The organism is Brevundimonas sp. (assembly GCF_032017145.1).
Taxonomy (GTDB): domain Bacteria; phylum Pseudomonadota; class Alphaproteobacteria; order Caulobacterales; family Caulobacteraceae; genus Brevundimonas.
On record NZ_DALZQC010000001.1, the window covers coordinates 36,701 to 62,788 of the forward strand.

General features: G+C 66.2%; 25 protein-coding genes. 9 read left to right on the forward strand and 16 right to left on the reverse strand.

Features of this window, described 5'->3' with window-relative positions; genetic code table 11:
* Positions 1-257: 257 nt before the first annotated feature.
* Genes RTU05_RS00250 through RTU05_RS00260 form a run of 3 tightly spaced genes read left to right on the forward strand, consistent with a single transcriptional unit; the run spans position 258 to position 5,657 of the window.
* A complete protein-coding gene (locus RTU05_RS00250) occupies positions 258-839 on the forward strand; it encodes a hypothetical protein (protein ID WP_312594690.1) in 582 nt (193 codons plus the stop codon).
* Positions 840-852: 13 nt separating this feature from the next.
* Positions 853-2,286: a DNA polymerase Y family protein gene (locus tag RTU05_RS00255; RefSeq protein ID WP_312594692.1), complete on the forward strand. Its 1,434-nt coding sequence runs from the start codon at positions 853-855 to the stop codon at positions 2,284-2,286.
* Positions 2,283-5,657, forward strand: coding sequence for an error-prone DNA polymerase (locus RTU05_RS00260; RefSeq protein ID WP_312594693.1), 3,375 nt, complete (start codon positions 2,283-2,285; stop codon positions 5,655-5,657). The genes RTU05_RS00255 and RTU05_RS00260 overlap by 4 nt, the downstream gene beginning before the upstream one ends.
* 15 nt (positions 5,658-5,672) lie before the next feature.
* Here RTU05_RS00260 and RTU05_RS00265 read toward each other — a convergent pair whose 3' ends face one another.
* The 9 genes from RTU05_RS00265 to RTU05_RS00305 form a co-directional block, all read right to left on the reverse strand.
* Entirely contained in the window at positions 5,673-6,350 is a 678-nt protein-coding gene (locus RTU05_RS00265) for a sugar phosphate nucleotidyltransferase (protein WP_312594694.1), read from the reverse strand.
* Positions 6,347-7,405 (reverse strand): dehydrogenase, encoded by a 1,059-nt coding sequence (locus RTU05_RS00270; RefSeq protein ID WP_312594696.1) that lies wholly within the window; start codon positions 7,403-7,405, stop codon positions 6,347-6,349. Before RTU05_RS00270 ends, RTU05_RS00265 begins: the two co-directional genes overlap by 4 nt.
* On the reverse strand, positions 7,405-8,412 hold the full coding sequence (locus tag RTU05_RS00275; RefSeq protein ID WP_312594698.1) for a hypothetical protein: 1,008 nt from the start codon (positions 8,410-8,412) through the stop codon (positions 7,405-7,407). The genes RTU05_RS00270 and RTU05_RS00275 overlap by 1 nt, the downstream gene beginning before the upstream one ends.
* 11 nt (positions 8,413-8,423) lie before the next feature.
* Positions 8,424-9,038, reverse strand: a complete 615-nt coding sequence (locus RTU05_RS00280) for an SIS domain-containing protein (protein ID WP_312594699.1) — start codon at positions 9,036-9,038, stop codon at positions 8,424-8,426.
* Between the two features lie 6 nt (positions 9,039-9,044).
* Positions 9,045-9,602 (reverse strand): HAD-IIIA family hydrolase, encoded by a 558-nt coding sequence (locus RTU05_RS00285; RefSeq protein WP_312594701.1) that lies wholly within the window; start codon positions 9,600-9,602, stop codon positions 9,045-9,047.
* A 2-nt stretch (positions 9,603-9,604) separates the two neighbouring features.
* Positions 9,605-10,360 (reverse strand): transaldolase, encoded by a 756-nt coding sequence (locus RTU05_RS00290; RefSeq protein WP_312594703.1) that lies wholly within the window; start codon positions 10,358-10,360, stop codon positions 9,605-9,607.
* Positions 10,361-10,479: 119 nt separating this feature from the next.
* Positions 10,480-11,442, reverse strand: coding sequence for a glycosyltransferase family 2 protein (locus tag RTU05_RS00295; protein ID WP_312594705.1), 963 nt, complete (start codon positions 11,440-11,442; stop codon positions 10,480-10,482).
* Positions 11,439-12,389, reverse strand: coding sequence for a glycosyltransferase family A protein (locus tag RTU05_RS00300; RefSeq protein ID WP_312594707.1), 951 nt, complete (start codon positions 12,387-12,389; stop codon positions 11,439-11,441). The genes RTU05_RS00295 and RTU05_RS00300 overlap by 4 nt, the downstream gene beginning before the upstream one ends.
* Positions 12,386-13,060: a sugar transferase gene (locus RTU05_RS00305; protein WP_312594709.1), complete on the reverse strand. Its 675-nt coding sequence runs from the start codon at positions 13,058-13,060 to the stop codon at positions 12,386-12,388. Before RTU05_RS00305 ends, RTU05_RS00300 begins: the two co-directional genes overlap by 4 nt.
* Positions 13,061-13,157: 97 nt before the next feature.
* Here RTU05_RS00305 and RTU05_RS00310 point away from each other — a divergent pair, with 97 nt between their 5' ends.
* Positions 13,158-13,958, forward strand: a complete 801-nt coding sequence (locus RTU05_RS00310; RefSeq protein ID WP_312594711.1) for a WecB/TagA/CpsF family glycosyltransferase — start codon at positions 13,158-13,160, stop codon at positions 13,956-13,958.
* The gene (locus RTU05_RS00315) at positions 13,951-15,294 is read left to right on the forward strand and encodes an O-antigen ligase family protein (RefSeq protein ID WP_312594713.1); all 1,344 of its coding nucleotides are present in this window, start codon (positions 13,951-13,953) and stop codon (positions 15,292-15,294) included. The genes RTU05_RS00310 and RTU05_RS00315 overlap by 8 nt, the downstream gene beginning before the upstream one ends.
* Here RTU05_RS00315 and RTU05_RS00320 read toward each other — a convergent pair.
* Complete coding sequence (locus tag RTU05_RS00320; protein ID WP_312594715.1) at positions 15,281-16,540, reverse strand: hypothetical protein; 1,260 nt, start codon at positions 16,538-16,540, stop codon at positions 15,281-15,283. The two genes, RTU05_RS00315 and RTU05_RS00320, sit on opposite strands and share 14 nt — an antisense overlap.
* On the reverse strand, positions 16,537-17,238 hold the full coding sequence (locus tag RTU05_RS00325) for a polysaccharide biosynthesis/export family protein (protein ID WP_312594717.1): 702 nt from the start codon (positions 17,236-17,238) through the stop codon (positions 16,537-16,539). The genes RTU05_RS00320 and RTU05_RS00325 overlap by 4 nt, the downstream gene beginning before the upstream one ends.
* A 174-nt stretch (positions 17,239-17,412) precedes the next feature.
* Here RTU05_RS00325 and RTU05_RS00330 point away from each other — a divergent pair, with 174 nt between their 5' ends.
* Positions 17,413-19,524 carry a hypothetical protein gene (locus RTU05_RS00330; protein WP_312594719.1) on the forward strand — a complete coding sequence of 704 codons (2,112 nt, stop codon included), beginning with the start codon at positions 17,413-17,415 and terminating at the stop codon, positions 19,522-19,524.
* On the opposite strand, the gene RTU05_RS00335 is transcribed toward RTU05_RS00330, so the two are convergent.
* Positions 19,521-20,336, reverse strand: coding sequence for an NAD(P)H-hydrate dehydratase (locus RTU05_RS00335; RefSeq protein ID WP_312594721.1), 816 nt, complete (start codon positions 20,334-20,336; stop codon positions 19,521-19,523). The genes RTU05_RS00330 and RTU05_RS00335 overlap by 4 nt on opposite strands.
* A gap of 117 nt (positions 20,337-20,453) precedes the next feature.
* On the opposite strand from RTU05_RS00335, the gene RTU05_RS00340 reads away from it, so the two are divergent.
* Positions 20,454-20,792 (forward strand): P-II family nitrogen regulator, encoded by a 339-nt coding sequence (locus RTU05_RS00340; protein ID WP_248116441.1) that lies wholly within the window; start codon positions 20,454-20,456, stop codon positions 20,790-20,792.
* 76 nt (positions 20,793-20,868) lie between these two features.
* Positions 20,869-22,275: a type I glutamate--ammonia ligase gene (glnA, locus tag RTU05_RS00345; protein ID WP_312594723.1), complete on the forward strand. Its 1,407-nt coding sequence runs from the start codon at positions 20,869-20,871 to the stop codon at positions 22,273-22,275.
* Positions 22,276-22,380: 105 nt separating this feature from the next.
* On the opposite strand, the gene tatC is transcribed toward glnA, so the two are convergent.
* The 3 genes from tatC to RTU05_RS00360 are packed head-to-tail and all read right to left on the reverse strand — an operon-like array spanning position 22,381 to position 24,111.
* Positions 22,381-23,268: a twin-arginine translocase subunit TatC gene (gene tatC / locus RTU05_RS00350; protein ID WP_312594725.1), complete on the reverse strand. Its 888-nt coding sequence runs from the start codon at positions 23,266-23,268 to the stop codon at positions 22,381-22,383.
* A complete protein-coding gene (gene tatB / locus RTU05_RS00355; protein ID WP_312594727.1) occupies positions 23,265-23,870 on the reverse strand; it encodes a Sec-independent protein translocase protein TatB in 606 nt (201 codons plus the stop codon). The genes tatC and tatB overlap by 4 nt, the downstream gene beginning before the upstream one ends.
* A 22-nt stretch (positions 23,871-23,892) precedes the next feature.
* Positions 23,893-24,111 (reverse strand): twin-arginine translocase TatA/TatE family subunit, encoded by a 219-nt coding sequence (locus tag RTU05_RS00360; protein WP_292019743.1) that lies wholly within the window; start codon positions 24,109-24,111, stop codon positions 23,893-23,895.
* Positions 24,112-24,222: 111 nt separating this feature from the next.
* Between RTU05_RS00360 and rnhA the strand changes: the two genes are divergently transcribed.
* Positions 24,223-24,675, forward strand: coding sequence for a ribonuclease HI (rnhA, locus tag RTU05_RS00365; protein ID WP_312594729.1), 453 nt, complete (start codon positions 24,223-24,225; stop codon positions 24,673-24,675).
* Here the strand turns inward: rnhA and RTU05_RS00370 are convergent.
* Positions 24,672-26,066: an MFS transporter gene (locus tag RTU05_RS00370; RefSeq protein ID WP_312594731.1), complete on the reverse strand. Its 1,395-nt coding sequence runs from the start codon at positions 26,064-26,066 to the stop codon at positions 24,672-24,674. The two genes, rnhA and RTU05_RS00370, sit on opposite strands and share 4 nt — an antisense overlap.
* Between the last annotated feature and the right edge of the window lie 22 nt (positions 26,067-26,088).

A 26,088-nucleotide genomic window follows, 5' to 3' on the forward strand; every position in this document is an offset into this window, starting at 1 on the left:
CTCATTGCTCTGCTTGACTCTGGTTGGGGGTTTTGGGCTTTTAAGAACAAATGAGGAACATTTGTTCGCGAACTGACGCCTTGGCGGCTTTGAAGGCTCGGCTGGAAAGCCTTGAGCGCTTTGGTGATCGTCGGGTCGCCCGCGGCGCGCGCGGGATATGTGACACCCCTCTTGCGCCTTTGATCCCTGGGGTCGTGCATGACCTCTATGCCGCGACGCCTGCTGACGCCGTGGCTCTCAACGCGTTCGGATTGGGAATGGCCCAGACCATCAGGGAGGATCGGCCGATCCTGTGGGGCGTGCACGACATGATGGCGCAAGAGACGGGGCGCCCTTACGGACGGGGCCTTCATGAAATGGGACTGTCGCCGCGCGACATTCTGGTGGTGCGGACTCGCGACCTGCAGACCCTGTTGGCCGTGGGCGAAGAGGCTTTGCGCTGTCTCGCCGTGGGCGCGGTCGTGCTGAGCGCCTGGGGCGAAGCCAAGGCTTTCAGCATGACGGCCAGCCGACGCCTGGCTCTGGCGGCTGAAACCGGAGGGGGAACCCTGTTCCTGGCGCGCGCCGCCGCTGCGCCCTGCCCCAGCGCCGCCGAGAGCCGATGGTCCGTGGCCTCATCGGCCTCGGTCCCCCTGGAAGGCGGAGCGCCGGGCCGTCCGTCTTTTTCCGTGACCCTGCTGCGGCGGCGGGGCGGCGGGCAGACAGGAACAAGCATATTGGAGTGGGATCGTGAGCAGAGATCATTTCAGCCGCCCCCGCCGTTATCTGGCGGTTTGGTTCCCTTGGCTGGCCAGCGACCGACTGCGGCGACAGGAGGCGAAAGACGATACGCCGCCTGACCAGGCTACGCCCTTGGTTCTGACGGAAAAGGTCAAGGGCGCGCTGAGGCTGGCCGCTGTCGATCCATCGGCCGCACGGGCGGGCCTGACGCCTGGATTGAGCCTGGCCGACGCCCGCGCACGCACGCCCGATCTGCGCGTCGTCCCTCATTCGGCGGATGTCGATGCCGCCTTTCTGGAACAGGTTCTTGAGGATTTCGACCGCTTCACCCCCATGATTGCGCTTGATCCTGCGAATGGCCTGATCCTGGACGCAACCGGCTGCGCGCATCTGTTCGGCGACGAGAGGGGTCTGCTGCACGCAGTCCAGGCTCGCGGCGAGCACTTCGGGCTTCAGACCCGGTGCGCCCTGGCCGCAACACCGCAGGCCGCCCGCGCACTTGTTCGCTTCGGTCCCGGCGGCCTGTTCGAGCCTGGGCAGGATCGTCAGGTTGTCCGCCGTTTGCCGGTCGTCGCGCTGGAACTGCCCGACAAGGACGAGGTGGCTTTGCGTCGCTTGGGTTTGAAGCGGCTGGGCGATCTGGACGACCGGGCGAGAGCGCCCTTGGCCGCGCGATTTGGCGTCGGGTTCCCGACCCGATTGGCACGCATCCTGGGTGAAGAGGACATTCGCATCGTCCCGCATCGCCCCCCCGCCCCCGTGGTTGTCGACCGGGTTTTCTTCGAACCGATCACGACGCTGGAGGATATCGACCGCATCCTCTCCGACCTGCTGATCGAGACCATGACCCGGCTGGATCAGATCAGCCTAGGCGGCCGCGCCTTCGAGGCGGGTTTCTATCGTGTGGATGGCGCGGTGCGGCGCATCGTCGTGCGCACGGGGCGCCCGACACGGGATGCAAAGGCGATCCTGAGACTGTTTCAGGAACGGATCGCGGCCTTGTCCAATCCGCTGGATCCCGGATTCGGATTCGATCAGACGCGGATGACGGTGCTGTGGACGCAGGTCCTGACGCCGACCCAGCAGGGACTGGAGCATGACGCGCCGGGCGAAGAGTCCCTCAGCCTGCTGGTGGATCAACTCACTGCCCGGCTAGGCCCCGGGGCGGTGATCCGGTTCGAGCCGTTCGCGTCCCATATTCCAGAACGCGCCTCGCGGGTTTCAGCCTCGGCCCGGTCCGGCGAAGGCGCCTGGCCTGACCTGGACCCGGACGATCCGCCCTTGCGCCCCTTGCAGCTGTTCGATCCGCCTCAGCCGGTCGAGACCCTGGCCGAAGTGCCTGACGGTCATCCGTTGAAGTTCCGCTGGCGCCGCGTTCTGCACCAGGTCACACGCGCCGAAGGACCCGAACGGATCGCTGGCGAATGGTGGCGCGCGCCGGGACAGCGCACCCGCGACTACTATCGTGTGGAAGACACGGACGGCCGCCGTTTCTGGCTGTTTCGTCAAGGCGAGTATGGCGTCGACGAACAACAGCGGTGGTTCATCCATGGCCTGTTCGCATGATCGAACCTGATCTTTCTGGCGATTACGCCGAACTGGCGACGACCACCAACTTCTCGTTTCTTCACGGGGCCTCATCCCCCAAACAGATGGTGGCGACGGCGCTCCTTCGGGGTCATGCCGGCATGGGCATGGCTGATCGCAACACCGTCGCCGGCGTGGTTCGCGCCTGGAGCGCTCTGAAGGCCTTGCGAGAACATGGTCTTCTTCCGCCCGACTTTCGACGAGAAGGCTCGGGGCCGGGAGAAGTCACCGTAGATGAAGACCACACCATCGATCCGGCCCTATCCGACGAGGTCAGGCGGCGCGCCCAGACCTTCAAACTGATCTTGGGCGCGCGTCTGGTTTTCAGCGACGGCGCGCCCGACATCCTGGCCTATCCCGAAACCCGCGCCGGATGGGGGCGGCTGACGCGGTTGCTGACGCTGGGCAATCGGCGCGCCACGAAAGGCCAGTGCGAAATCGGTCTTCACGATCTGCTGGCCGCTCCCGAAGACATGCTTCTTATCGTCATGCCGCCTGATCGGCTGGCGGGGTTTGAGGCCATCTTGTCTCGGATCGCCCAGGGCGCGCCCGGCGCGGTCTGGCTGGGCGCCGTCATGCTCAGAAAGGGAGACGACCGCCGCCGCCTCGCGCGATTGCAAACCCTGGCTCGAAACACGGGAGTTCCCCTGCTGGCGGTCAACGACGTGCTGTATCACGCGCCGGAGCAGCGCGACCTTCAGGATGTCCTGACCTGTATCCGCGAAAACACCACCCTGGAGGTCGCCGGCCACCGGCTGTTGTCCAATGCGGAACGCCATCTCAAACCCGCCTCCGAGATGAAACGGCTGTTCAGGGATCATCCCGCCGCAGTGTCGGAGACGACCGATTTTCTGGCGCGCGTGATGTTCGATCTGAAAGCGGATCTCAAATACGAGTATCCGCATGAGCCCATACCGCCGGACAAGACGCCTGACGAGTGGTTGAGCCATCTGACCTGGCGCAATGCTGGAATGCGTTATCCCGACGGCATTCCCGAAAGCGTGCGCGCGACACTGGAAACGGAACTCGCCTTCATCAAGGCGGCCGAATACGCCCCCTATTTTCTGACCATTCACCGCATCGTCCAGAAGGCGGAGAACCTGGGCATCCTGTGTCAGGGGCGGGGGTCGGCGGCCAATTCCGCCGTCTGTTATGTGCTGGGCATCACCAGCGTGAACCCCGCGCAGCATGATCTTCTGTTCGAACGCTTCCTGTCATCCAGTCGCGGCGAACCGCCCGACATCGACGTGGATTTCGAACACGAGCGGCGCGAAGAGATCATCCAGTATCTTTATCAGGATTATGGGCGACATCGCGCGGGCATCGCCGCCACAGTCATCCATTTCCGCCCCCGCAGCGCCATCCGTGAAGTCGGGAAGGTTCTGGGGCTCAGCGAGGATGTGACCGCACGTCTCGCCGCCAGTCACTGGGGCAGTTGGGGCGCGGACATCACCCAGGCTCATGTCGAGCAGGCCGGCATGGACCCCGCCAATCCGATGATTTCGAAGGCGGTGAAGATGGCCTCGCGCCTGTTGAACTTCCCCCGCCACCTCAGCCAGCATGTCGGCGGGTTTGTCCTGACCCGGGGTCGGCTGGACGAGATCGTGCCCATCCACAATGGGGCCATGCCGGACCGTACCTTCATCGAATGGGACAAGGACGACATCGACGACCTGGGTCTCATGAAGGTGGATGTCCTGGCGCTCGGCATGCTGACCTGCGTCAGAAAGGCCTTCGATCTGATCCAGGCGAACCACGCCAAGACCTATGCCTTGCACACCATCGAAGACGATCAAGAAGACGTCTTCGCCATGCTGCAGAAGGGGCATTCCATCGGCGTGTTCCAGGTCGAAAGCCGCGCCCAGATCAATATGCTGCCACGCCTGAAACCGAAAAAATTCTACGACCTCGCCATCCAGGTGGCGATCGTCCGACCTGGCCCGATACAGGGCGACATGGTCCATCCCTATCTGCGGCGGCGCGCAGGGTTGGAAGAACCGGACTACCCCCGCCCTAGCCTCGAACATCCGCAGGACGAGCTGGAGTCCATCGTCAAGAAGACCCTGGGCGTGCCGCTCTTCCAGGAGCAGGCGATGAAGATCGCCATGGTCGCGGCCCGGTTCTCGCCCGAACAGGCCAACGGTCTTCGCAAGGCCATGGGCACGTTCAAGGGCGAAGGCGATCTGGAGCGGTTCGAGGGCCTGATGGTAACGAATATGATCGCGCGCGGTTACGACGCGGACTTCGCACGCCGATGCTTCAATCAGATCAAGGGGTTCGGTTCCTACGGATTTCCCGAAAGCCACGCCGTGTCCTTCGCCCGCCTGGTCTATGTCTCGGCCTATCTCAAATGTCGCTATCCGGCCGCCTTCGCCTGCGCCCTGCTCAACAGCCAGCCGATGGGCTTCTACGCGCCGGCTCAGATCGTGCGCGAAGCCCATGAGATAGGAGGCGTGGAAATCCGGCCGATCGACGTGGCGTTCAGCGACTGGGACAATGCCCTGGAGCCGACCTCGGGCGAGCCGGCCTTGCGCTTGGGGCTGCGTCAGATCGACGGGTTCAGAGAGGATTGGGCGACAGCCTTGGTTCAGGCCAGGATCGGGTTGGCTTTCCGCGACGTGGAGAACCTTGCGCGACGCGCCGCATTGCCGACTGCGGCGATGCGCAAGCTTGCGGACGCGGACGCTTTTCGCTCCTTGAATCTGGGGCGGCGAGAGGGGCTATGGGCCGTCCGCCGGCTTCCAGACGACGCCCCCCTGCCCCTGTTCGCCGCGGCCGATGCGCGAGAACTGGGCGACGAACCCGATTGTCGCCTGCCGCAGATGTCGTTGGGAGAGCATGTGGCGGCCGACTACCAGACCACGCGCCTGTCGCTGAAGGCGCACCCCATGCACATCCTGCGCCCGACCTTCGACGCCGAAGGCGTTCTGACGTGCCAGGCAGCGGAAGCCCTTAGAGGCGGAACCCGGGTTCAGGTGGCCGGCGTGGTTCTGGTGCGTCAAAGACCAGGCAAGGGCAATGCGATCTTCGTGACGCTGGAAGACGAGACCGGGATCACCAATGTCGTCCTATGGGCGCGTATGTTCGAACAGTTCCGGCGCGAGGTGATGTCCGCGCGTCTGATGCTGGTCGAGGGCGTCATAGAAAAAAGTCCGGAGGACGTGGTCCATGTCGTGGCCCACAAGGTCTTCGACCGATCCGCCGAGTTGGAAACCCTGTCCCAGGATCGGCGGACCAATATTCAACTGGCCCGCGCCGATGTCGTGGCTCACCCTCAGCAGCCTCGCCAACCCACACATCGCCACCCGCGAAACGTCCGCATCCTGCCGGGGTCGCGCGATTTCCACTGACCCGGCCCCGCTCTGTTAACGTGCAGGGAACAGAGCGTTCGCCGCCTTCAGGCTGTGCGGCAGTCCGATGTCGATGAAGGCGCCGATCCTGGTTTCCGCCCCGAGCAGGCCGTCGGCGCACAAGGCGGGCAGAATGTCTTTCTCCAGCGAGGCGCGGCCGTGAACATCGGTAAAGACATCTCGCCGCAGACGATAGACGCCGCCGTTGATGACGCCGGACGGCAGGTCGGCGCGCGGGCGGATGGCCACGACGCGGCCGTCGCGAATGTCGAGGGTTTCGTAGCGATCCGCCGGCGCGACCTCGCGTGCGGCGACCAGGCCGGACAATCCGTCGGAAAGCCTGAGGCTGGACCAATCGAAATCGAACCAGGTGTCGCCGTTGACCAGTAGAAACTCGTCGCGCAGCAGCGACGCGGCGTTCACTACGGCGCCGGCTGTATCCAGCGGCTCCGGCTCTATCGACAGTCTTAGTGGAACACCCTGCCATACGCCGGCATAGGCCTCCACCGCCTGATGCCGATAGCCGGCCAACAGAACCAGATCGTCGAACCCCTCGCGCACGGCCTTGTCCAGCAGGTGTTCGATGAAGGGGCGTCCGGCCACCGGCAACAGGGGCTTGGGCGTGTCGCGCGTCAGGTCGCCAAGACGCGACCCCCGACCGCCGACCAGAAAGACGGCCTGCCCTGCGCTCATTTCGGCACGCTCCAGGCCTCGGCGCCGTCCAGGGTGAACTTGACGGCGCTGGCCGCCCCTCCCGCCTCGTTCAGGGCTGCGGTCAGCCGATAGCGGTTTTCGGGATCGGTGCAGAACATCAGGAACCCGCCGCCGCCCGCGCCCGACACCTTGCCTCCCCATGCGCCCTCGCGCAGCGCCAGGTCGAACAACTGATCGACCTTGGGCGTGGCGATCCCCGACGCCGTCATCTTCTTGGCCTCCCACGAGCGCATCAGCACCCGGGCCACGCGGCGCATATCGCCTTCCAGCACCGCCTCCTTCATCGCGATCGCGTCCTGTTTCAGGCGATGCATGCCGTGCAGAACGCCGGCGTCCAGGTCGGTCAGTCCCCTCACCTGCTCGTTGATGATGGTTTCGGACCGCCGCGACTGGCCGGTGAAACAGACGACCAGCGAGGATTCCAGTTCGTTCAGATAGGCGCGCCGGACGCGCAACGGGTTCACCACCACCCGTTCCTCGGCCAGAAACTCGATGTAGTTCACGCCGCCGAAGGCCGCCGCATACTGATCCTGCCGCCCGCCGGACAGACCCAACTCGACCCGCTCGATCCGATAGGCCAGCCGCGCCACATCATAGGGGCCGAGCGGCAGATCCAGCGCCACCCGGAACGCCTCGACCAAGGCCACGACCAGGGCGGATGACGACCCAAGGCCCGAGCCGGCCGGCGCGTCCGAGGTGGTGGAGACCGTCAAGGGCGGCGTCGCCCCGCCCAGCCAACGTTGGGCGACATGGCGATAGACCGCGCGATGCAGCGCCAGATCACCCCCGTCGGCCGGCGGCATGACCGGGTCCATCACCTCCTCGACGCCGATGTCGCGCGCGCGGAAGGCCAGTCCCCCCTCAGGGTTCTGCTCGATGTGCGCGAAGGCGAAACGGTCGATCGTGGCGTTCAGAACCGCGCCGCCGAACTGATCGCAATAGGGCGACAGATCGGTGCCGCCGCCGGCCAGGCCGAGCCGCAGCGGCGCACGCGCCCGCACGCCCCAGTTCGGCGTCTGCCCGGCGCGCACCATCACAGGGGCGTCTCCGCCATCTGGCGCGAGCCGGTTCGGTCGATTCCATAGCGCAGGCGCGGCATGTTCTGGTGGGCCATATAGGTCTCAAGCTCGGCGCCGTCGCCCGGCTGGAACAGCATCAGGAAGCCGCCGCCGCCTGCGCCAATCACCTTGCCGCCGGTCACGCCCATGTCGCGCTTCACATGGTCGTACAGGTCGTCGACTGTGGACCAGCTGATCTTGCCCGACAACTTCTTCTTCTGGGTCCAGTGCTCGTCCAGCATCCGACCCCAGCCGTCCATATCCCCCGCAATCCAGGCGTCGCGGATGCGGTAACCCAAGTCCTTGATGAACCCCAGACTGTCGCTGACCGTTTCGCGGCGCGGGGTCGCGTCAGACAGCATGGCCGTGTGCTGGTCGGCCAGAACCACGGCGGCGTCGCGGCGCAGGCCGGTGTAATAGATGTGGGTGTGTTCGATGAAGGCCGCCTCGACCTCGGCGTCCAGATCGACCCGCTTGACCGCCACCCGCCCGTCCGGCGCGATGTCCAGCGCGGTCAGTCCGCCAAAGGCCGCCATATACTGGTCCTGCTTGCCGATGCCCTTGTTCAGGACGCGGATTTCCAGATCGCAGGCTTCCTCGGCCAGGGCCTCAGGCGACGGCCGCTGACCTTTCATGCCGTGCAGGGCGTTCAGAAAGCCGACCAGAAAGCTGGACGACGACCCCAGTCCCGTGCCGCCTGCGATGTCGGCCAGGGACGCGGTTTCCAGACGGTCGTCGAACCCGTGCGACATCAGGGCGGCGCGCACCAGTTCATGCTGCACCTCGGTCGCGCGCGGCGACACCTCGGGCTGGGGGCCATACACCACCACCCGGTCGTCGAAGGCCGGACGATGGGCGACGACGCGGATGTATTTGTCCAGCGCCATGGCGAAGATGAAACCGCCGTCGTTGCGGTAATAGCTTTCCAGATCGGTGCCGCCCCCGCCTAGGGTGACGCGCAGCGGGGTGCGTGTAGTGATCATCGGGGGGCGGCTCAAACGGCCGGAGCGGCGACGGGTGCGATCTGCTCCCAGTGGCCCTTGTGCAGCGCCAAGGCCGGATGGGACACCAGCAGGTGCCAGACCACGGCGGCCAGCCCCTCCACCAGCGGCGTGATCAGTTGCGGGTCGACTGTCGGCACGATGACGCAGGCGTCGGCGGCCTGGGCCGTATAGCCGCCGTTGCGCCCGACGATGCCGGTGACCATGGCGCCGCGCGTCTTGGCCAGTTGAATGGCGCGCACGATGTTGGCGCTGACGGGCGGTTCGATGCTGCCGCCGCCGACCGAGAAGATCAGCAGGCCGTCTTCCGGCTTCAGGCGGCTGGTCTCCAGCCACGTCGACAGGGTGCCTTCCCAGCCCTCGTCATTGATGCGGGCGGTCAGTTCCGAGACGTTGTCGGTCGGGCAATAGGCCTCGAAGCCGCAGATCTTGCGGAAATCATTGGTGGCGTGGCTCGCGTGACCCGCGCTGCCGCCGACGCCGATCAGGAACAGGCGCCCGCCGCGCTCGCGCACCTCGGCCAGGCGCTCGGCCATGGCTTCAACGGCGTTGCGGTCGATGGCGGCCATGGCCTTTTCGGCGGCGGCGAAGAAATGGTCGGCGAACATGGCTGTTTAGTCCTGAAGGGCGGGCGCCGGATCGGCCGGCGTGGTTTGAAGAATCCAGGCGGCGGCCTGGCGAAGATCGGCGGCGACCACATCGGCCCCGGCCTGGCTGTTGTAGGGTCGCGCCAGCAGAACGGTCCGCGACCCGGCGGCGCGGCCGCAGGCGATGTCTCGGTCCATGTCGCCCACCATCCAGCTTTCGGCCAGATCGATGTTCCAGCGCGCCGCCAGGTCCAACAGCATTCCGGCCTTGGGCTTGCGGCAATCGCACAGGTCGGCGTTGTCGTGCAGACAGGCCCGCACCTCGTCCACCGGTACGGATCGGACGAGGGCGGCGTGGATGGCGTCCAGCGCCTCGGCGCTCATCTTGCCGCGTCGCACGTCGGGCTGATTGGTGACGACGAAGGTCAGATAGCCCGCCTGGCCCAGGGCCCGGACGGTCTCGGCCGCCCCGTCCGCAATCCGCAACTCATCCACGGTGCGCGGCGACGCAGGCTTGCCGTCGCGCCACACCACGTCGTTCAGAACGCCGTCGCGGTCCAGGAATATGGCGGGACGACCGGGCACGATTACAGACTGAACCCGGCGGCCACCGCATCGGCGCGGAACATGGCCACGGTGTCCAGCGACAACTCGCCCAGATCCTTGCCCGCCATGTCCAGCTTCTTGAGGATGTCGGGCGTGGCGGTGATGATGTGGCAACCGCATTCGGCCGCCTGGAAGACGTTCAGGACTTCGCGGGTTGAGGCCCACAACACCTCGGCCAGCGGCTTGCGCGCGGCCATGGCCACGGCGGCCCGCATGACGGGAACCGGATCGACGCCGGTGTCGGCGATCCGCCCTGCGAAGACCGACAGTATGGCGGGCGTGTCGTCGGCCAGAATTTCGATCGCCTCGGCCACCTGCTCCAGCGTCAGCATGGCGGTGATGTTCAGCTTCACCCCATCGGCGGCCAGAGCCTTGGCCATCGGCAGGCTGGACTGGCCCTTGGTGTTGGTGATCGGGATCTTCACATAGACATTGTCGCCCCAGCCGGCGATCAGACGGGCTTGTCGCTCCATCTCTTCGAAGTCGTCGGAGAAGACTTCGAACGACAGCGGCATGTCCGGGATCAGGGCGATCAATTGACCGGCGAACTCGGCGTAATCCTTGACGCCCGCCTTGAACATCAGGGTCGGATTGGTCGTGAACCCCGTCACCATGCCCTGCGCATGAAGCCGCGAGAAATCGGCCAGACTCGCCCCATCTCCGAACAATTTCAGACCCTCAATGGACGGCATCGGCGCCGCCTTCGAGACGATGGGTCGATCGACCTGGGTCAGCATGGGGAATCCTTCGGAAAACGGTTCGGCCCTGCATCTTCCAAGATGTGTGCCGTGGGCCGACTATATCGGCCGCCAAACCACGCCCCCTTAATCGAAAAGGTTAAGGCTCGCCATGGTTGTCAGACGTTTGTATCGTCGATGAAACCGACCGGCCGGCGCCATGTCAGCTTGCCCAACCCATGCTGCGTCAGCAGTCGCCACCTGAGGCGAGAAGTCGAGCGGTGCTCTCCCGTCAGCCAGGACAGGGAGCCGCCGACGGCCGTCTGCATTAACCCTTTGACGAACAATTCCGCCCGCGCCAGCGCCGGATGTCGCGCCCCATCGATATAGATCGAGACATAGTGTTGCGTTTCGCGACGCGTGCGGATCAGCCGATAGGGGATGGCCGTCCGATTTCGAAACACCATTTCGGTGACACGCGCGCGCGCCGCCCAGACAATTCGCCGCCCCTGACGATACAGCCGCACGAACAGTTCGGCATCCTCTCCCCCCGCATCGCCGAACGCCTCGCGCATGGCGGCCTGACCCTCAGGAAAACACCGTTTCATATCGAAGATGGAGTTGCCGGTGCCCAGGCCATAGCGCGGTCGGCCGGAAGGTCCGGTCAGTTCGATCTCCGCCAGGTCGGCCAGACCCAGGTCGCGCACGAACTGGCGGCCTTCGGGGTCATAGGCAGGCGACGCGCCGTCTTCGAACACGGCGAAACGCGGCCCCACGGCGATGTCGGCGTTTGCGGCCTTCAGCGCGCCGACCAAGGCGTCGGTCCAGTCGGGATCAGCCGTCTCGTCGTCGTCGATAACCGCCAACCAGCGCCCGCGCGCCTCCCTGAACCCGCGATTTCGCAGGGCGGCCATGTTTCGGGTCAGGTCCGAAATGTAGCGGATCGGCCAGGGCGAGTTGGGCGCCAACGACTCGACCACCTTCTCCCCTGCCCCGCCCGGATGGTTGTCCACCACGACGATCTCCAGCGCCAGGCCCAGGCTGTTCGTCTGGGCCAGACAGGACCGCAGCGTCGCCTCCAGCCCCTCGGGCCGATCATAGGTCAGTATGGCCAGCGTCAGGTCGGGTGCCGCCTCGCTCACGCCGATGTCTCCGCGATGAAGCCGATAGGGGCGCGCCAGGTCAGCTTGCCCAGGCCCTTGGCCATGCCGATCCGGTGATCGTAGCGCTGCTTGCGATCCAGAAACTCGCCCGTGGCGACGTAGAGGCCGGCGTGCACCGTCGTCTGCGCCAGGCCGAGCAGGGCCACCTTGGCCGTGGTCAAGAGCTTGTTATCGCTCGTGTCGATCCGGCACACGGCATAGTGCTGCGAGCCGCGCTTCATGCGCGTGATCATATAGTCCGGCCGCGCGCGGCTGGTCTCGATGAACTCCCGCACCACGGCGTCGGGACACCAGACGAAGCGCCGCCCCGCCATCGCAAGGCGAAAGAGCAGCTGGGTGTCTTCGCCATTGGCGTCGCCGAACGCCACGCTGAACGGCTCTGGCCCCTCTAGGCAGGTTGCGACCCGGAAGGCCGCATTGCCGCTGCCCAGCCCCTTGCCGCGCTTGCGCAACCGACCGAACATATGGATCTGCTCGTCCGCCGGCATTTGGAAATCGAGCGTGTAGCGCCAACCGTCAGGGTCCCAATCCGGCGCGCGTCCGCCCTCGAACTCAGGCAGTTTGGGGCCGAAGGCCGCATCCGCCCCGGTGTGGTCCAAACAGGCCGTCAGGGCTGCCAGCCAGCCGGTTTGAGGCTCTTCGTCGTCGTCGATGAAGGCGATGTAGCGGCCTTGCGCGGCGGCGATGCCCTTGTTCCTGACGATGGAGATGTTGCGTCGCGGATCGGCCAGATAGGTCATGGCCACGCCCGTTTCGACCGCCAGCCGCTCGACCAACCCCCGCGCCAGCTGATCGGGGTGATTGTCGACCACGATGATCTCGAACCCGCCCCAGTCCCCGCCTTGTGACGCGCAGCCCCGCAACGTCCGCTCCAGCAGATGCACCCGATCATAGCTCAGGATGACGACGCTGATGTCCACGCTCATGCGCCGGTCCCCCGCAGCACCACCCCGGCCGTGCGGATCAGGATCCAGATATCCAGACCCAGCGACCAGGTCTCGATATAGCGGATATCCAGCCGCACCCATTCGTCGAAGTCGTTGATCCGATGGCGCCCCTCGACCTGCCACAGACAGGTGATGCCGGGCTTGACCGCCATCTTGCTCATCTGAAACGGGGTGAAACGCGCGTATTCGTGCACGCGAGGCGGACGCGGCCCGACCAGGCTCAGGTCGCCCTTCAGCACGCTCCACAGCTGCGGGAACTCGTCCAGGCTATAGCGCCGCAGCACGCGTCCCAGCGGCGTGACGCGCGGGTCATTCTCCATCTTGAAGGCTGGCCCCCGCATCTCGTTCTGGGACTGCAGCGCCTCTTCCTGGCGATCAGCGTCGATCCCCATGGTTCGGAACTTATAGCCTCGAAAACGGCGGCCGCCCTGCCCGACCCAGTCCACGCCATACAACGCCCGACCAGGCGAGGTGGCCCTGACCAGAAGGGCGATGGCCAGCAGCAAGGGTGACAGGACCACCAGCAGGAAGGCTGAAATTCCGATGTCCATCAGCCGTTTCAACGCCAATCCCAGGCGCACGTCACGGCCGCCTGCCAGACGCGGCAAAGCGGGTTTTTCGTTCGACAATGGCAAGGCGGCGTCGCTCATGCCGCCCCTATATCAAGAACCACGCCATGTCGCGCGTCGCCGCTATCGCGGCAAGCGAATTGCAGTTTGCCGCGATGCAACGCAGAACGGTCGCATCATGAACAGCCTGTCGCCCAACAGCCGTCTTCCGCCGCAGCCCGAACTGCGCTTCGCCGGCCTGCGGTTTCATCGCATGACGACGGAGCAGACGGTCGCGGCGTTGGCGGCGCGTCCGGCCGACCTGCCCTTCGACCTCCTGATCACGCCGAACGCCGAACATGCCTGGCTGCGCCGCAAGGATCAGGCGTTCGACCGTATCAGTGCCCGCGCCTGGCTCAGCACCAACGACAGCCGGGTGTTGCGCAAGGCCGCCGCCATCGGCGGCGTGGACCTGGGGTTCGCGCCTGGCTCACATGTGGTCGAACGACTCTTCAAGGACTTAGTCTCCCCGGACGACCGCCTCACCATCATCGGCGGCGATGCCTCGGTCATCGCCGATCTAGTGCGTCAGTTCGGCTTGAAGCACGTCGCTCACCACAATCCTCCGATGGGTTTCATCCACGACGCCGAGGCGGTTCAGACGGCGGTCGACTTCGTCGTCGCCCACCCCGCCCGCTTCGTCTTCATCGCCATGGGGCCGCCCCAGTCGGAAAAGCTGTGTCTGCGCATCATGGAGGACGGGCGGTCGACGGGCCTTGGCCTTTGCATCGGCAGTTCGATCACCACCCTGATCGGCCGCACCCCGCCCGCGCCCCAGTGGATGGAGGATCGCGGACTGGTCTGGCTTTATCGCCTGGCGCGAGAACCGGGCCGTCTGTGGCGCCGCTATCTGGTGCGCGGCCTGTACGGGCTGGGTCTCGGCCTGATCGATTCCCTCGCCTTCCGCCTGCGGCTCAAGTCCCCCACCCTAAGTGACTGACGCCGCCCGCATTCAGGATTGGCAGGGCCGTTTGGATCAGGACGCGCGCCGACGCGGCGTGCAGGCCGACCGCCTGATCGCCCTGTGGGCCGGCGCAGCCCTGATTCTGATGCTGCTCTATATCTGTATAGGCCCCAATCCCTATCAGCACGAGATCGTCGTCGATCCGCTGACCGGCGGGGCTGAGGCGTCGCCGGTGAACCGGCTCGTCTGGCTCGGGCTGTTCGGCCTTTCGGCGCCGCTGCTGTGGTTCCGTCGTCAGGCCCTGCCGGCCATGATGTTGAAGCTGCTGCCGCTTCTGGTCCTGTTCGCCTGGTTCGCCCTGACGACCCGCTGGGCTCTGGACCCCGCCGTCTCCACGCGCCGGCTGATCCTCTATGCGATCAATCTGTTGATCTGCGTGGGCGTAGCAGTGGGTCTGGGCGACAGCCGACGACTGCATCTGGCGATGGCGACGGGGTGTGCGGTGCTGGTGGGCGTCGACATCCTGTCCTGGGTCGCGGCGCCGGGCGTGTCGATGACGCCGCTGGGCCTGGCCGCCATCCATTCCCACAAGAACACCCTGGGCGCCGTCATGCTGCTGGCCGGTTTCGTCTGCGGAACCTACGCCTGGTCTCGGACCGACTGGCGGGCTCGCGCCTTCTGGTGGGTCGTCACCGTCCTGGCCCTGGTGCTGCTGGTCGCCAGCCTGTCCAAGACCAGCATGGGCCTGTTCGCCGCCCTGGCCTGCGCCACGCCGGTCATTGTTTCCCTGATGGCTCAGCGTCGCATGGTGAGATGGGGGTTGATCACCCTCGCCGCCCTTGCGGTGGCGGGCGTCGCCTTCAGCTGGCTGGCCTACTGCCTCGTCGTCGGCGCCGATCTCTGGGCGCCGTTCGCCGGCGTCACCTTCACCCAGCGCACCGAAGTCTGGGCCTTCGTCTGGGACGAGTTCGTCAAGCGGCCGATTCTGGGTTGGGGCTTCGGCTCATTCTGGGACATCAACCCGACCGTCCAACCCAGCCTGCAGACCGACGCCTGGTTCGCCCAGCCCGACGCCTATACCAACGAAGCCCACAACGGGTTCCTAGACCTGGCGGTCACGACCGGATTGATCGGTCTGACGGGGGCGGTGATCGTTCTGATGCGCTGGATTCTCGGCGGACTGATCCTGATCCGCGACGCCGTGGGCGGGAATCGCGGACGGCTGGGCGCCGCCATCCTGCTGGGCGTCTTTCCGTTGATGGTGTTCGGACACAACTTCATGGAAAGCAGCTATTTCACCGCCAACTCCATCTTCGGCACGGTGTTGCTGCTGCTGGGGGTGGAGATCGAGCGGCGCTTCATCCGCGCCTGAGACGCCGGATTAACACGACCAGGACCGCCAGCATGGCCGCCGCCTCCAGCGCCTGTCCCGCCGCCGTGCCCAAGATCGCGCCGGCCGGTCCCAGCCGGCCGATGCCCCACAGCACCCCGACCGCCGCGACGGCCGAGGCCGAGGCGTTGGCTATGGCCAGGGCCTTGAACGCCTTCAGGATCTGCAGGCCCGTGCTGACCACCACCTGGACGAAGCCGAACGCCACGCTGAGCCCCCACAGCGGCAGCATCCAGCGGGCCTCGGCGTATTTGCCGTCGAACGCCAGACCGGTGATCGTCGGCCAGGCCGCCCACACCAACCCCGCCCAGGCCAGGGCGAAGGCCGCGCCGGCCATGCCCGACATCGTCAGCAGCCGAACATAGCCGCGCCAGTCGCCGGCCTCACGCCGGGCCACCAGATCGCTTCTGGCCGCCATGCTCCAGGACGAGGCCAGCAAGGGCACGGGCCGCAGGAACGTCTGGCTGAACGACAGGGCCGCCAGCGTTCCCGGCCCGTAGGCGGCGCCGACGGCGAAGACATAGAACCGGGCCAGCACTTCGGTGCTCGACACCCCCAGGAACAGCCAACCGGATTGCCGGCCATAGGCGACATAGCCGGCAAAGGCGCCGATCAGCCCCGCCCATAAGCCTCTACTGGCGCGCACCAATCCGATCAGACCCACGAACGCATAGGCTGCGCCCATCAGGGCCAGCACATGTTCGGCCTGCAAGGGCCGAAACACGGTCGCGCCCAACGCCAGAAACGCAGCTGCGCCCGCCAGCACGGCCCCGGTCTGAACCGTCGCCGCGCCCGGTTCGCCTCGGCTGAACAGGGTCAGCCGCACATACTGCTGCAACAGATAGGCAGGCACGAACAGCACCGCCGCCCACACCCCGAACGGCCCATCGCCGGTCATCAGCCCGACCGCCAGGGCGACGCCGGCCGCGACCACCAACCAGAAGCAAACCGTAGCCCCCAGCATCAGCCGCTCGGTCGCAAACCGCGCGGCGTCCACGCCCCGGCCGTTGGGCAGGACCTGCAGATGGGCCACGCTGACCGCGTTCTGCACGCTGGCCAGAACATAGGCGACCGAGAACCACAGCACGCAGGCGCCGAACTGTTCGGGCGTCATCACCCGGCCCAGGACCAAGACGACGCCCAGATTCAGAAGCGAGAACAGCCCCTGTTCGACGATGGCCTTCAGATAGGGCGACGCGCGGCCGATCCGCCCCGCCAGCCTCCTCATCGGAAGCGGTTCAGGTCGTAGCTGAAGCCGAAGTTGAAGGGCAGGATGCCGTTCAGATACTGCCGGACGAACAGATTGACCTCTGCGATGGCGCTGCGCGGCACGAAGATCAGATCGCCGGGATGCAGCAGGAAGTCCTGGCGCGGGTCGGTGTTCAGCAGGGCCTTGGCGTCCACGATCCGCGACGCCAACCGACCGTCCGCCACGCGCCGCAGCACCACGACCTTGCCCGTCCCCGCCGTCTCGGCGAATCCGCCGGCCGCGAAGATGGCCTGGGCCGTGTTCATCTCGCCGCGAATCTGCACCACGCCCGGCGTCTTGACCTCGCCCCCCACATAGATCTGCGAGGCGCCATAGGTCGACACGCTGATCTGGACCTGCGGATTGCGCAGCACGCCGGCATAGGCTTCCGTCAGCCTCTGGCTGGCGTCGCGCACGGTCAGGCCGCCGACCGGAACCGGCCCGATGACGGGAAACACGCCCTGCCCGTCCGGCCCCAGCACCACGTCGGCGTTCAGCCCGTCCTCGACCAGAAAGCCCAGCCGCAGGGCGTCGCCCGCCGCCAGCCGGTATTGATAGTCGTCCTGGCCCCAGGGCGCGAAATCATAGGGCTGGGCCTGCCCCCGCACGCCGCCGCCCGAAGCGCAGGCGGCCGAAAACAGCACCAGGGCGATCGCGATCGTGCGCCAGACAGCCATCGGGGTTCCTTGTCGCGGACCGACTCGCACGCCGCCGCCTGCGCCATCTTTCTGTTTTTCACCGACAATGCCAAGGCCGGACTGGCGTTGCGGCTCCGACTCAGGGCTTTATGAGACAGGCTGACCGGCAGCCTCGCCTCCCGTCGGCGGGATCGTCCTGCTCAGAGCCGCGTATTGACCGACCAGACGCTGAAACTCGAAGACGACCAACGCCCCAGAAACGCCGGGGCGGCGATCACGATTCGCGAGCTGGCGACGCCGGTCTTCTATCACTGGCGCAAGGCGCTGATCGCCTTTCTGATCCCGGTCCTGCTGGCCCTGGCCGCCGCGACCCTGGCCCAGCCGATCTACACCGCCCAGTCGCGCCTGCTGATCCTGCTGGGCGACGACTATGTGTTTCGCCGTTCCGTGGGCGAGGACGCCACCGGCAATCCGCAGACCTTCGACCGCGCCCAGATCGTCCATGCCGAAATGGAGATCCTGGGCTCGCGCGAGATCCGCGAGAAGACCCTGAACGACATAGGCCTGACGCGCGTCTATCCCAAGGCGAAGGCCGGCCCGGCGGGCATGAACGCGGCCCTCGAGCAGTTGGGACGCGACCTGGCCATCGAGAACGTGCCCCAGTCCAACACCATCGAGGTGCGGCTGCGTCATCGCGACCCGAGGGTGGCGGCCGACTTCGTCAATCGTCTGGTCCAGAACTACATCGCCAGCCGACGCGAAATCTTCCAGCGCGCCGACAGCGCGGCCGTCAACGATCAGCAGCGCGGCCTGTCGGAACAGTTGGCCGCCACCGAGGCCCAGATCGCCGACCTGTCGAACCGCTACGCCATCGGCGACTACGATCAGGAAATCCAAGGGGTTCAGTCGCAGCAGACCAACCTGACCGCTCAACTGGCCGCCCAGGACCAGTTGATCGCCACCGCCGCCGCGCGCGCCGACCGGCTGGCCCAGCAGTTGCGCAACGCCTCGGCCCAGATCGCGCTGAACACCGACGACACCCGTTCCCAACAGGTCACGGCCCTGACCGACAATCTGATGCTGTTGCGCGAGCGTCGTCGGGTCGCCGCCGTCCGCTATGCCGACGGCTATCCGCTGGTGGTCGAACTGGATCGTCAGATCGCCGACCTCGAAACCCAGATCGCCGCCGCGCCCCCGTCGCAGACAACTCTGGTCCGCAGCGGCCCCAACCCTGTCAGCCAGCAGATCGAGACCCAGTTGGCCACGACGCGCGGCGAACTGGCCGGTCTGCAGTCGGGACGCGCCCAGTTGTCCGACGCCCTCGCCGCCGCGCGCAGCCGCCTGGCCAGTTTGGTCGAGATCGGGCCGCGTTATCGCGAGCTGACGCGCCAGCGAACCTTGACGGAAACCGCCTATCGGAGCGTTTCCGAAAACGCAGAGGATTCGCGTCTGCAAAGCTCCATCGCCGGCGCAAACGCCAATGTCCGCGTCATCGAGGCCGCCCAACCGCCCACCAAGGCCCGCACCGGCCGGCTGCTGATCCTGGCCGCAGGTCTGGTCGTCGGAACCCTGGCGGCCCTGGCCGTCATCATCGTTTCGGCCGCCGCCTCTCCGGTCATATTGACCCCGCGCGATGCGGAGGTGCGTCTGCGCGCCCCGGTCCTGGCCACCGTGCCGCTGGGCGAGGAGGACGACAGCCCCCTGCCCCGCTGGCGGCCCCTGACGTCACGGCTGACGGCGGACCAGGCGGCGCTGATCCTGCGGCCCCTGCGTGAAACCGCCGGCGCGCATGCCGCCATCTCAGTGATCGGGCCGGAGGACGGCGTGGGCGTCACCAGCATCGCGCTGGACCTGGCCATGGCCTCGGCCTTCCGGTCGGGGATCGAAACCCTGCTGATCGACGCCGAACCGCGAGAGGACGCCAGCGTCGCCATGGCCATTCACGGCCTGGGCGGCCGACTGACCAACATCCCCGACAGCCCCTATGTGCTGCGGGTCGAGGACAGCAATCTGTACGTCACCACGCCGATGACGCGCACCGGCTCGAACATTTCAGAGGCGCGCTGGCGCAACTTCGTCGATGGGGTCAAGGCGCGCTTCCCGGTGGTGATCGTGGACACCCCCTCGCTGCACCGATCCTCCGCCGCCCTGCTGCTTGCGCCGCTGACGGACCTCTCGCTTGTGGTCATTGAGGCGGAGGAGACGCGCACCGCCGTCGCCGCCAATCTGATCGAACGGGTCACGGCGGCGGGCGGAACCGTGGCGGGCCTCATTCTGAACATGCGCCGCTTCCACATCCCGCGCTTCATCTACACCCGCATCTAGCGCAGCGCCGCCAGGGCGCGGGGCAGGATCTCGCCGAGGTCGTCGGCGATCAGACCGGGGCCGAACCGATCCGCCGCATCGCTGTGGATCCAGACCGCCGCAGAGGCCGCCTCGAAACTGTCCATCCGCTGCGCCGTCAGCCCGCCGATCATTCCGGCCAGCACATCACCGCTGCCGGCGGTGGCCAGCCAGGGCGAGCCGTTGGGATTGGATCGCACCCGGCCGTCCGGCGCCGCGATCAGGGTCTGGGAGCCTTTCAGCACGATCACCGCCTGCGCCTGGCTGGCCGCCTGGACCACGGCGGCCTCTCGACCTTGCTTCAGCAGGCCGGGGAACAGCCGTTCGAACTCGCCCTCGTGCGGGGTCAGGATGTCGTCGCGATCCAACAGGCCGACCAACTCGGCGGTCCGTCCCTTGAACACCGACAGGCCGTCGGCGTCGATCACCAGCACGGCCCCTGTCCCGGCCAAGGCGTGGATGTTCGCCACCGTCGATTCGTCGGCGCCCGCCGCCGGGCCGACCACGACCGCATCGGCGCTGCTCGCCTCGCGCCCCAGCGCCTCGGCCGAGGCGAAAGGCGTCAGCATGATCGCCTGCACGGCCGGGGCGATCACGGCGGCCGCGTCGGGCGGGCAAAGGATTCGCACCACGCCCGCCCCCATCCGCAGTCCGGCCCGCGCCGCCAGTCGCGCCGCGCCCGTATGATGCGCCCGACCCGACACCACCACTAAACGCCCCCGAGCATGTTTGTGCGTTTCGGCGCTCGGCCAGGGCAGAAAACTGCGCCATAGCGCGGGGTCATTGGTCTGCATTGTCCGCCTTCCGATTATCCGTGGCTATTCTGCGAAAACCGCTTGCTTTCAGCGCCCTTGGTGTGTCCCATTCAGGCCCGAGCGCCGCTGCATTTCGTGCGCCGCTCCGGGGTCGCCATGAAGAAGATCGAAGCCATCATCAAGCCCTTCAAGCTGGATGACGTCAAAGAGGCGCTCCAGGATGTGGGCGTGCAAGGCATGACTGTGCTGGAGGCCAAGGGATATGGCCGCCAGAAGGGCCATTCCGAACTGTATCGCGGCGCCGAATACGTCATCGACTTCCTGCCCAAGATCAAGATCGAGGTTGTCGTCGCCGACGACATGGCGCCCGCCGTGGTCGAGGCCATTCAGACCTCTGCTCGCACGGGCAAGATCGGCGACGGCAAGATCTTCGTGTCCGACGTCGCCGAGGTGATCCGCATCCGAACCGGCGAAACGGGCGCACAGGCCGTCTGACGTTGACCCCCGGCCTCGGCCCTCGGGTCGTGGTCCGGTTTCCTCCCCAAACGATAAGAAAACAGGACTTCCGAGAATGAGCGCCAGCAAGATCCTCAAGGAGATCAAGGAAAAGGACGTCCAATATGTCGACGTCCGCTTCACCGACACGCGCGGCAGGCTGCAGCACGTCACCTTCGACGTCGATCTGGTCGACGAGGACTTCCTGACGGAAGGCACGATGTTCGACGGCTCGTCCATCGCCGGCTGGAAGGCCATCAACGAGTCCGACATGCTGCTGAAGCCGGACCTGACCACGGCCTACATCGATCCGTTCTACCAGCAGACCACGATGTTCCTGTTCTGCGACGTGCTGAACCCCGACACGGGCGAGCCCTATAACCGCGACAGCCGCTCCATGGCCAAGAAGGCGCTGTCCTACGTTCAGTCGTCGGGCGTGGGCGATCAGGTCTTCTTCGGCCCGGAAGCCGAGTTCTTCATCTTCGACGACGTGCGCTGGTCCACCCAGCCGCACGATACCGGCTACAGCTACGACTCGACCGAACTGCCCGCCAACACCGGCGCTGAATACTCCGAGGGCAATATGGGCCACCGCCCCGGACCCAAGGGCGGCTATTTCCCGGTCAATCCGGTCGATTCCGGCCAGGACCTGCGCGGCGAAATGCTGGGCGTCATGCGCGACCTGGGCCTGCAGCCCGAGAAGCACCACCACGAGGTGGCCCCGGCCCAGCACGAACTGGGTCTGAAGTTCTCCGACCTGCTGACCATGGCCGACCGCCTTCAGCTCTACAAATACGTCATCCACAACGTGGCCCACGCCTATGGCAAGTCGGCGACCTTCATGGCCAAGCCCATGTTCGCCGACAACGGTTCGGGCATGCACGTCCACATGTCGATCTGGAAGGACGGCAAGCCCCAGTTCGCCGGCGACCAGTACGCCGGCCTGAGCCAGGAATGCCTGTGGTACATCGGCGGCATCATCAAGCACGCCAAGGCCATCAACGCCTTCGCCAACTCGACCACCAACTCCTACAAGCGTCTGGTGCCTGGATACGAAGCCCCGGTGAAGCTGGCCTATTCGGCGCGCAACCGTTCGGCCTCCATACGCATCCCGCACGTCTCCTCGCCCAAGGCCAAGCGTCTGGAAGCCCGCTTCCCCGATCCGATGGGCAACCCCTATCTGACCTTCGTGGCCCTGCTGATGGCTGGTCTGGATGGGATCGAGAACCGCATCGATCCGGGCGCGCCCGCCGACAAGAACCTCTACGACCTGCCGCCGGAAGAGCGCGGCTCGATCCCCGAGGTCTGCGGCTCGCTGCGCGAAGCGCTGGAGAACCTGGACAAGGACCGCGCCTTCCTCAAGAAGGGCGGCGTGATGGATGACGACTTCATCGACAGCTACATCGAGCTGAAGATGGAAGAGGTGATGCGCCTGCAACTGCACCCCCACCCTGTCGAGTTCGACATGTACTACAGCTGCTGATCGCAGGATCAGCATGAAAGACGAAGGGCCGGGGATCGCTCCCCGGCCCTTTTTCATGTCTGGAATCGGCTGGCGAAACGCGACGCGGTCGCTCTGCGCAGATCGTCAGGCGATCTCGGCTTCCAGCGCATCGGCCTTCTTGCGGCGCAGTTCGATCAGCCGCACGCACCAGATCGAGACCTCGTAGAGCAGCACCATGGGCACGGCCAGCATCAGCTGGCTGATCGGGTCGGGCGGGGTCACGACGGCGGCGACCACGACCACGGCGACGATGGCGTAGCGACGGCCCGACGACATCAGCTTGGAACTGATCAGGCCCGCCATCCCCAGCAGGGTCATGACGACCGGTAGCTGGAAGCACAGGCCGAACGCCAGAAGCAGCGCCGTCACTAGGTTCAGATAGTCCGACACCTTGGGCAGCAGATTGGCCGCCACCCCGTCGCCGATGATCTGCTGGCTCAGCGAGAACCACATCACGAAGGGCAGCATGACAAAATAGACCAGCGCCGCCCCGAGCAGGAACAGCAACGGCGCCGCCACCAGGAACGGCAGGAAGGCGCCGCGCTCGTTGCGGTAAAGCCCTGGCGCCACGAAGCGATACAACTGCCAGGCCAGCACGGGGAAGGCCACGAACACCGCGCCGAACCCGGCCAGCTTCATCTTGGTGAACAGGATTTCCAGCGGCGCCGTATAGATCAGATTGACCGTATGGCCGTTGACGTGCGGCAGGGCCTTCAGCCCGGCCGTGCCCAGGATCAGGTCCAGCGGCGAGACGTGGCCATGCGGGCCGACCGACGAATAGAAGGCCTGGGCCGCGACGAACGGCTTGACCAGAAACAGATAGATGGGCTCGGAAAAGGCGAAACAGCCGATGAAGCCGACCGCGAAGGCGATCACGCAAATCAGCAGCCGCCGACGCAGCTCGATCAGATGGTCCATCAGGGGCGCGCGCGACGCCTCGATCTCGGCTTCGTCACGATCGGACAGGGTCAAAGATCGACAGCCTTCTTTCGCGTGACCTTGGGCTTGGCGGGCTTGGCCGCAGCGGTCTTGACGGTCTTGGTCGCAGCCGGCTTGGCCGCCTTGGGTTTGTCCAGGGCCGTTTTCGGCCCCTTGGCCTTGGCGGTGGTCGTCGGCTTGGTCGCGGCCCTCTTGGCGGCCGGTTTACGTTTGGCCGGGGGCGCGACAGCAGGCTCGATGTTCGCCGACGCACCCACATCGGGCCATTCGTCCGCCGCCGGCGTCATGACCGGCGCCTCGGGCGCGGGCGCCGGCAGGGGCGTCGAGGTCGTCGGCGCGGTCAGTCCGGCGTTGATGTCCTTGAACGCCGCATCGGCCTCGGGCCCCAGCGGAAACATCGTCCCCTGCCCGGTCCGCAGCGCCTCGACCTCCTTGCGCAGGTCGTCCAGCTCAGACTGTCGCGCCATTTCGTCGAAACTGGTGCGGAACTCATTGGCCATCGCGCGCGCCTTTGCCACCATCTGGCCGACACGACGCATCAGGATCGGCAAATCCTTTGGCCCCACCACAAGCAGGGCCACGATGCCGATCACCACTAATTCGAAACCCCCCACTCCGGGGGCGAGCCCGCCCATGCGTCAACCCTTACAGACGACGTTAGCGCTTCAGCTCTTCCTTTTCCGCCTCGGTGCGCGGCAACGAGCTGACGCCCTCGTGCGGACCGTCCTTCTTGTCTTCGTCCTTCAGGCCGTCCTTGAAGGCGCGGATGCCCTTGGCGGCGTCGCCCATGATGCCGGACAACTTGCCGCGCCCGCCGAACAGCAGCGCGACAACGACGATGACGATGGCCCAGTGCCAGATGCTCAGGGAGCCCATGGCGTATTCTCCTCGCGGGGATCGGTCATCCGATCCCATCCACTCTTATTCGACCCGCATATAGGCGCAGTCATGGCGTCTCGCCAAGGGAGGCTGTAGGCCTGCGCGACCATGAGTCCCTCCGATCACGTCATCATTCACACCGACGGCGCCTGCAAGGGCAATCCCGGCCCCGGCGGCTGGGGCGCCGTGCTCCAGGCGGGCGGCGGTCACGAAAAGGAACTGTGGGGCGGTGAGGCCAACACCACCAACAACCGCATGGAGCTGATGGCCGCCATCATGGCGCTGGAGGCCCTGAAACGACCCTGCAAGGTCGAGCTGCATACCGACAGCAAATATGTGATGCAGGGAATCACCGAATGGATGCGCGGTTGGAAGGCGCGCGGCTGGCTGACGGCCGACAAGAAGCCGGTCAAGAACGCCGACCTGTGGCAGCGACTGGACGCCGCCCGCGCGCGTCACGACGTCAAATGGCGCTGGGTCAAGGGTCACGCCGGCCATGAGTTGAACGAACGCGCGGACCAACTGGCGAATCGCGGCGTGACGGAGCTGAAGGCCCGCTAGACAACCTCGACTTCCTTTTCCGGCTCGGACGGGCGGCGCCGGATGCGTGATCCACTCATGACCGCGCCGAACAGGGCGGCGATGGCGGCGAGCTGGAAGCCGTGCCGCACGCCCGTCTGTGGCGCGGCCGACAGCAGAAAGGCCACGACCACGGCGCCCATCGACTGACCCAGGACGCGGGCGGTCCCCAGGGCGCCGCCGGCCGCCCCGGCCCGCTCTCGCGGAGCCTCCGACAACATGGCGCGGTTGTTGGGCGACTGGAAGAAGCCGAATCCGGCTCCGCACAGGGCCATGCGCCACACGATGTCGAAATGCGACGATTCGGCGGTCAACAGGCTCAACGCCATAAGCCCGCAGGCGAACAGCGTCAGCCCCACGGCCCCCAGCATGCCAGCCGAGTATCGATCCGACAGAGCCCCGGCCAGCGGCGCAGCGAACATGGTCCCCAGCGGCCACGGGGTCATCAGCAGCCCCGTCTGGACCGCGCTCAGCCCCAGTGCTCCCTGCAGGAAGAAGGGCAAGGCCACGAAGGCCATCATCTGGGCGGTGAAGGAAATGATGGACGTCGCCACCGACAGGGCGAACATCGGTCGGGCCAGCAGGTCCAGCGGGATCAACGGCGTCTTGCTGGGCTTCTCGTGCCGGATCAGCAGGACGCCCGCCACCAGCCCCAGCCCTGTCAGGCCGAAGCCGAAGATTGACGCCTCGCCATGCGCCAGCGCCTGCATCCCGGTGATGACAAAGCCGAAGGCGGCCGCGCTCAACAGGGCGCCGACGATGTTCAGCCGTCGCTTCTGCAGGGGATTGTGCGGCAGGGTGAACCCCGCCATCGAAACCGCCAGGACGCCCAAGGGGATGTTCAGCGCGAACAGCCAACGCCATTCGCCGACGCTGAGGATCGCGCTGGCGATGGTCGGGCCAGCCGCTGCCGCCATCGATACGATCACCGCATTGATGCCGACAGCCGGCCCCAGCATTCGCTGCGGATAGGTGAAGCGCACCAGGGCGCCGTTCACGCTCATGATCCCGGCCGCGCCGAACCCCTGAAGCACCCGCGCCAGGCTGAGGGTCAGGATCGAATCGGACAGGGCGCAGGCGATCGACGCCAGGGTGAAGACCGCCAGCCCGACCTGGGACACACGGCGATACCCCACGATCTCGCCCAGCGACGCCAGCGGCAACAGGGCCACGACGATGGCGATTTGATAAGCGTTGACGATCCAGATCGAGGCTGCGGCCGACGCCTGCAGATCGCGGGCGATGGACGGCAGGGCCACGTTGGCGATGGCGCCGTCCAGGACAGCCAGGGTTATGCCCAGGCCGATGGACACGATGGCCCAATAGCGCCGGGGCGTGGGCAGGCCGTCGGCTGCGACATTCTGACTGGTCATTCCACGCCAACGCGGGCGACCG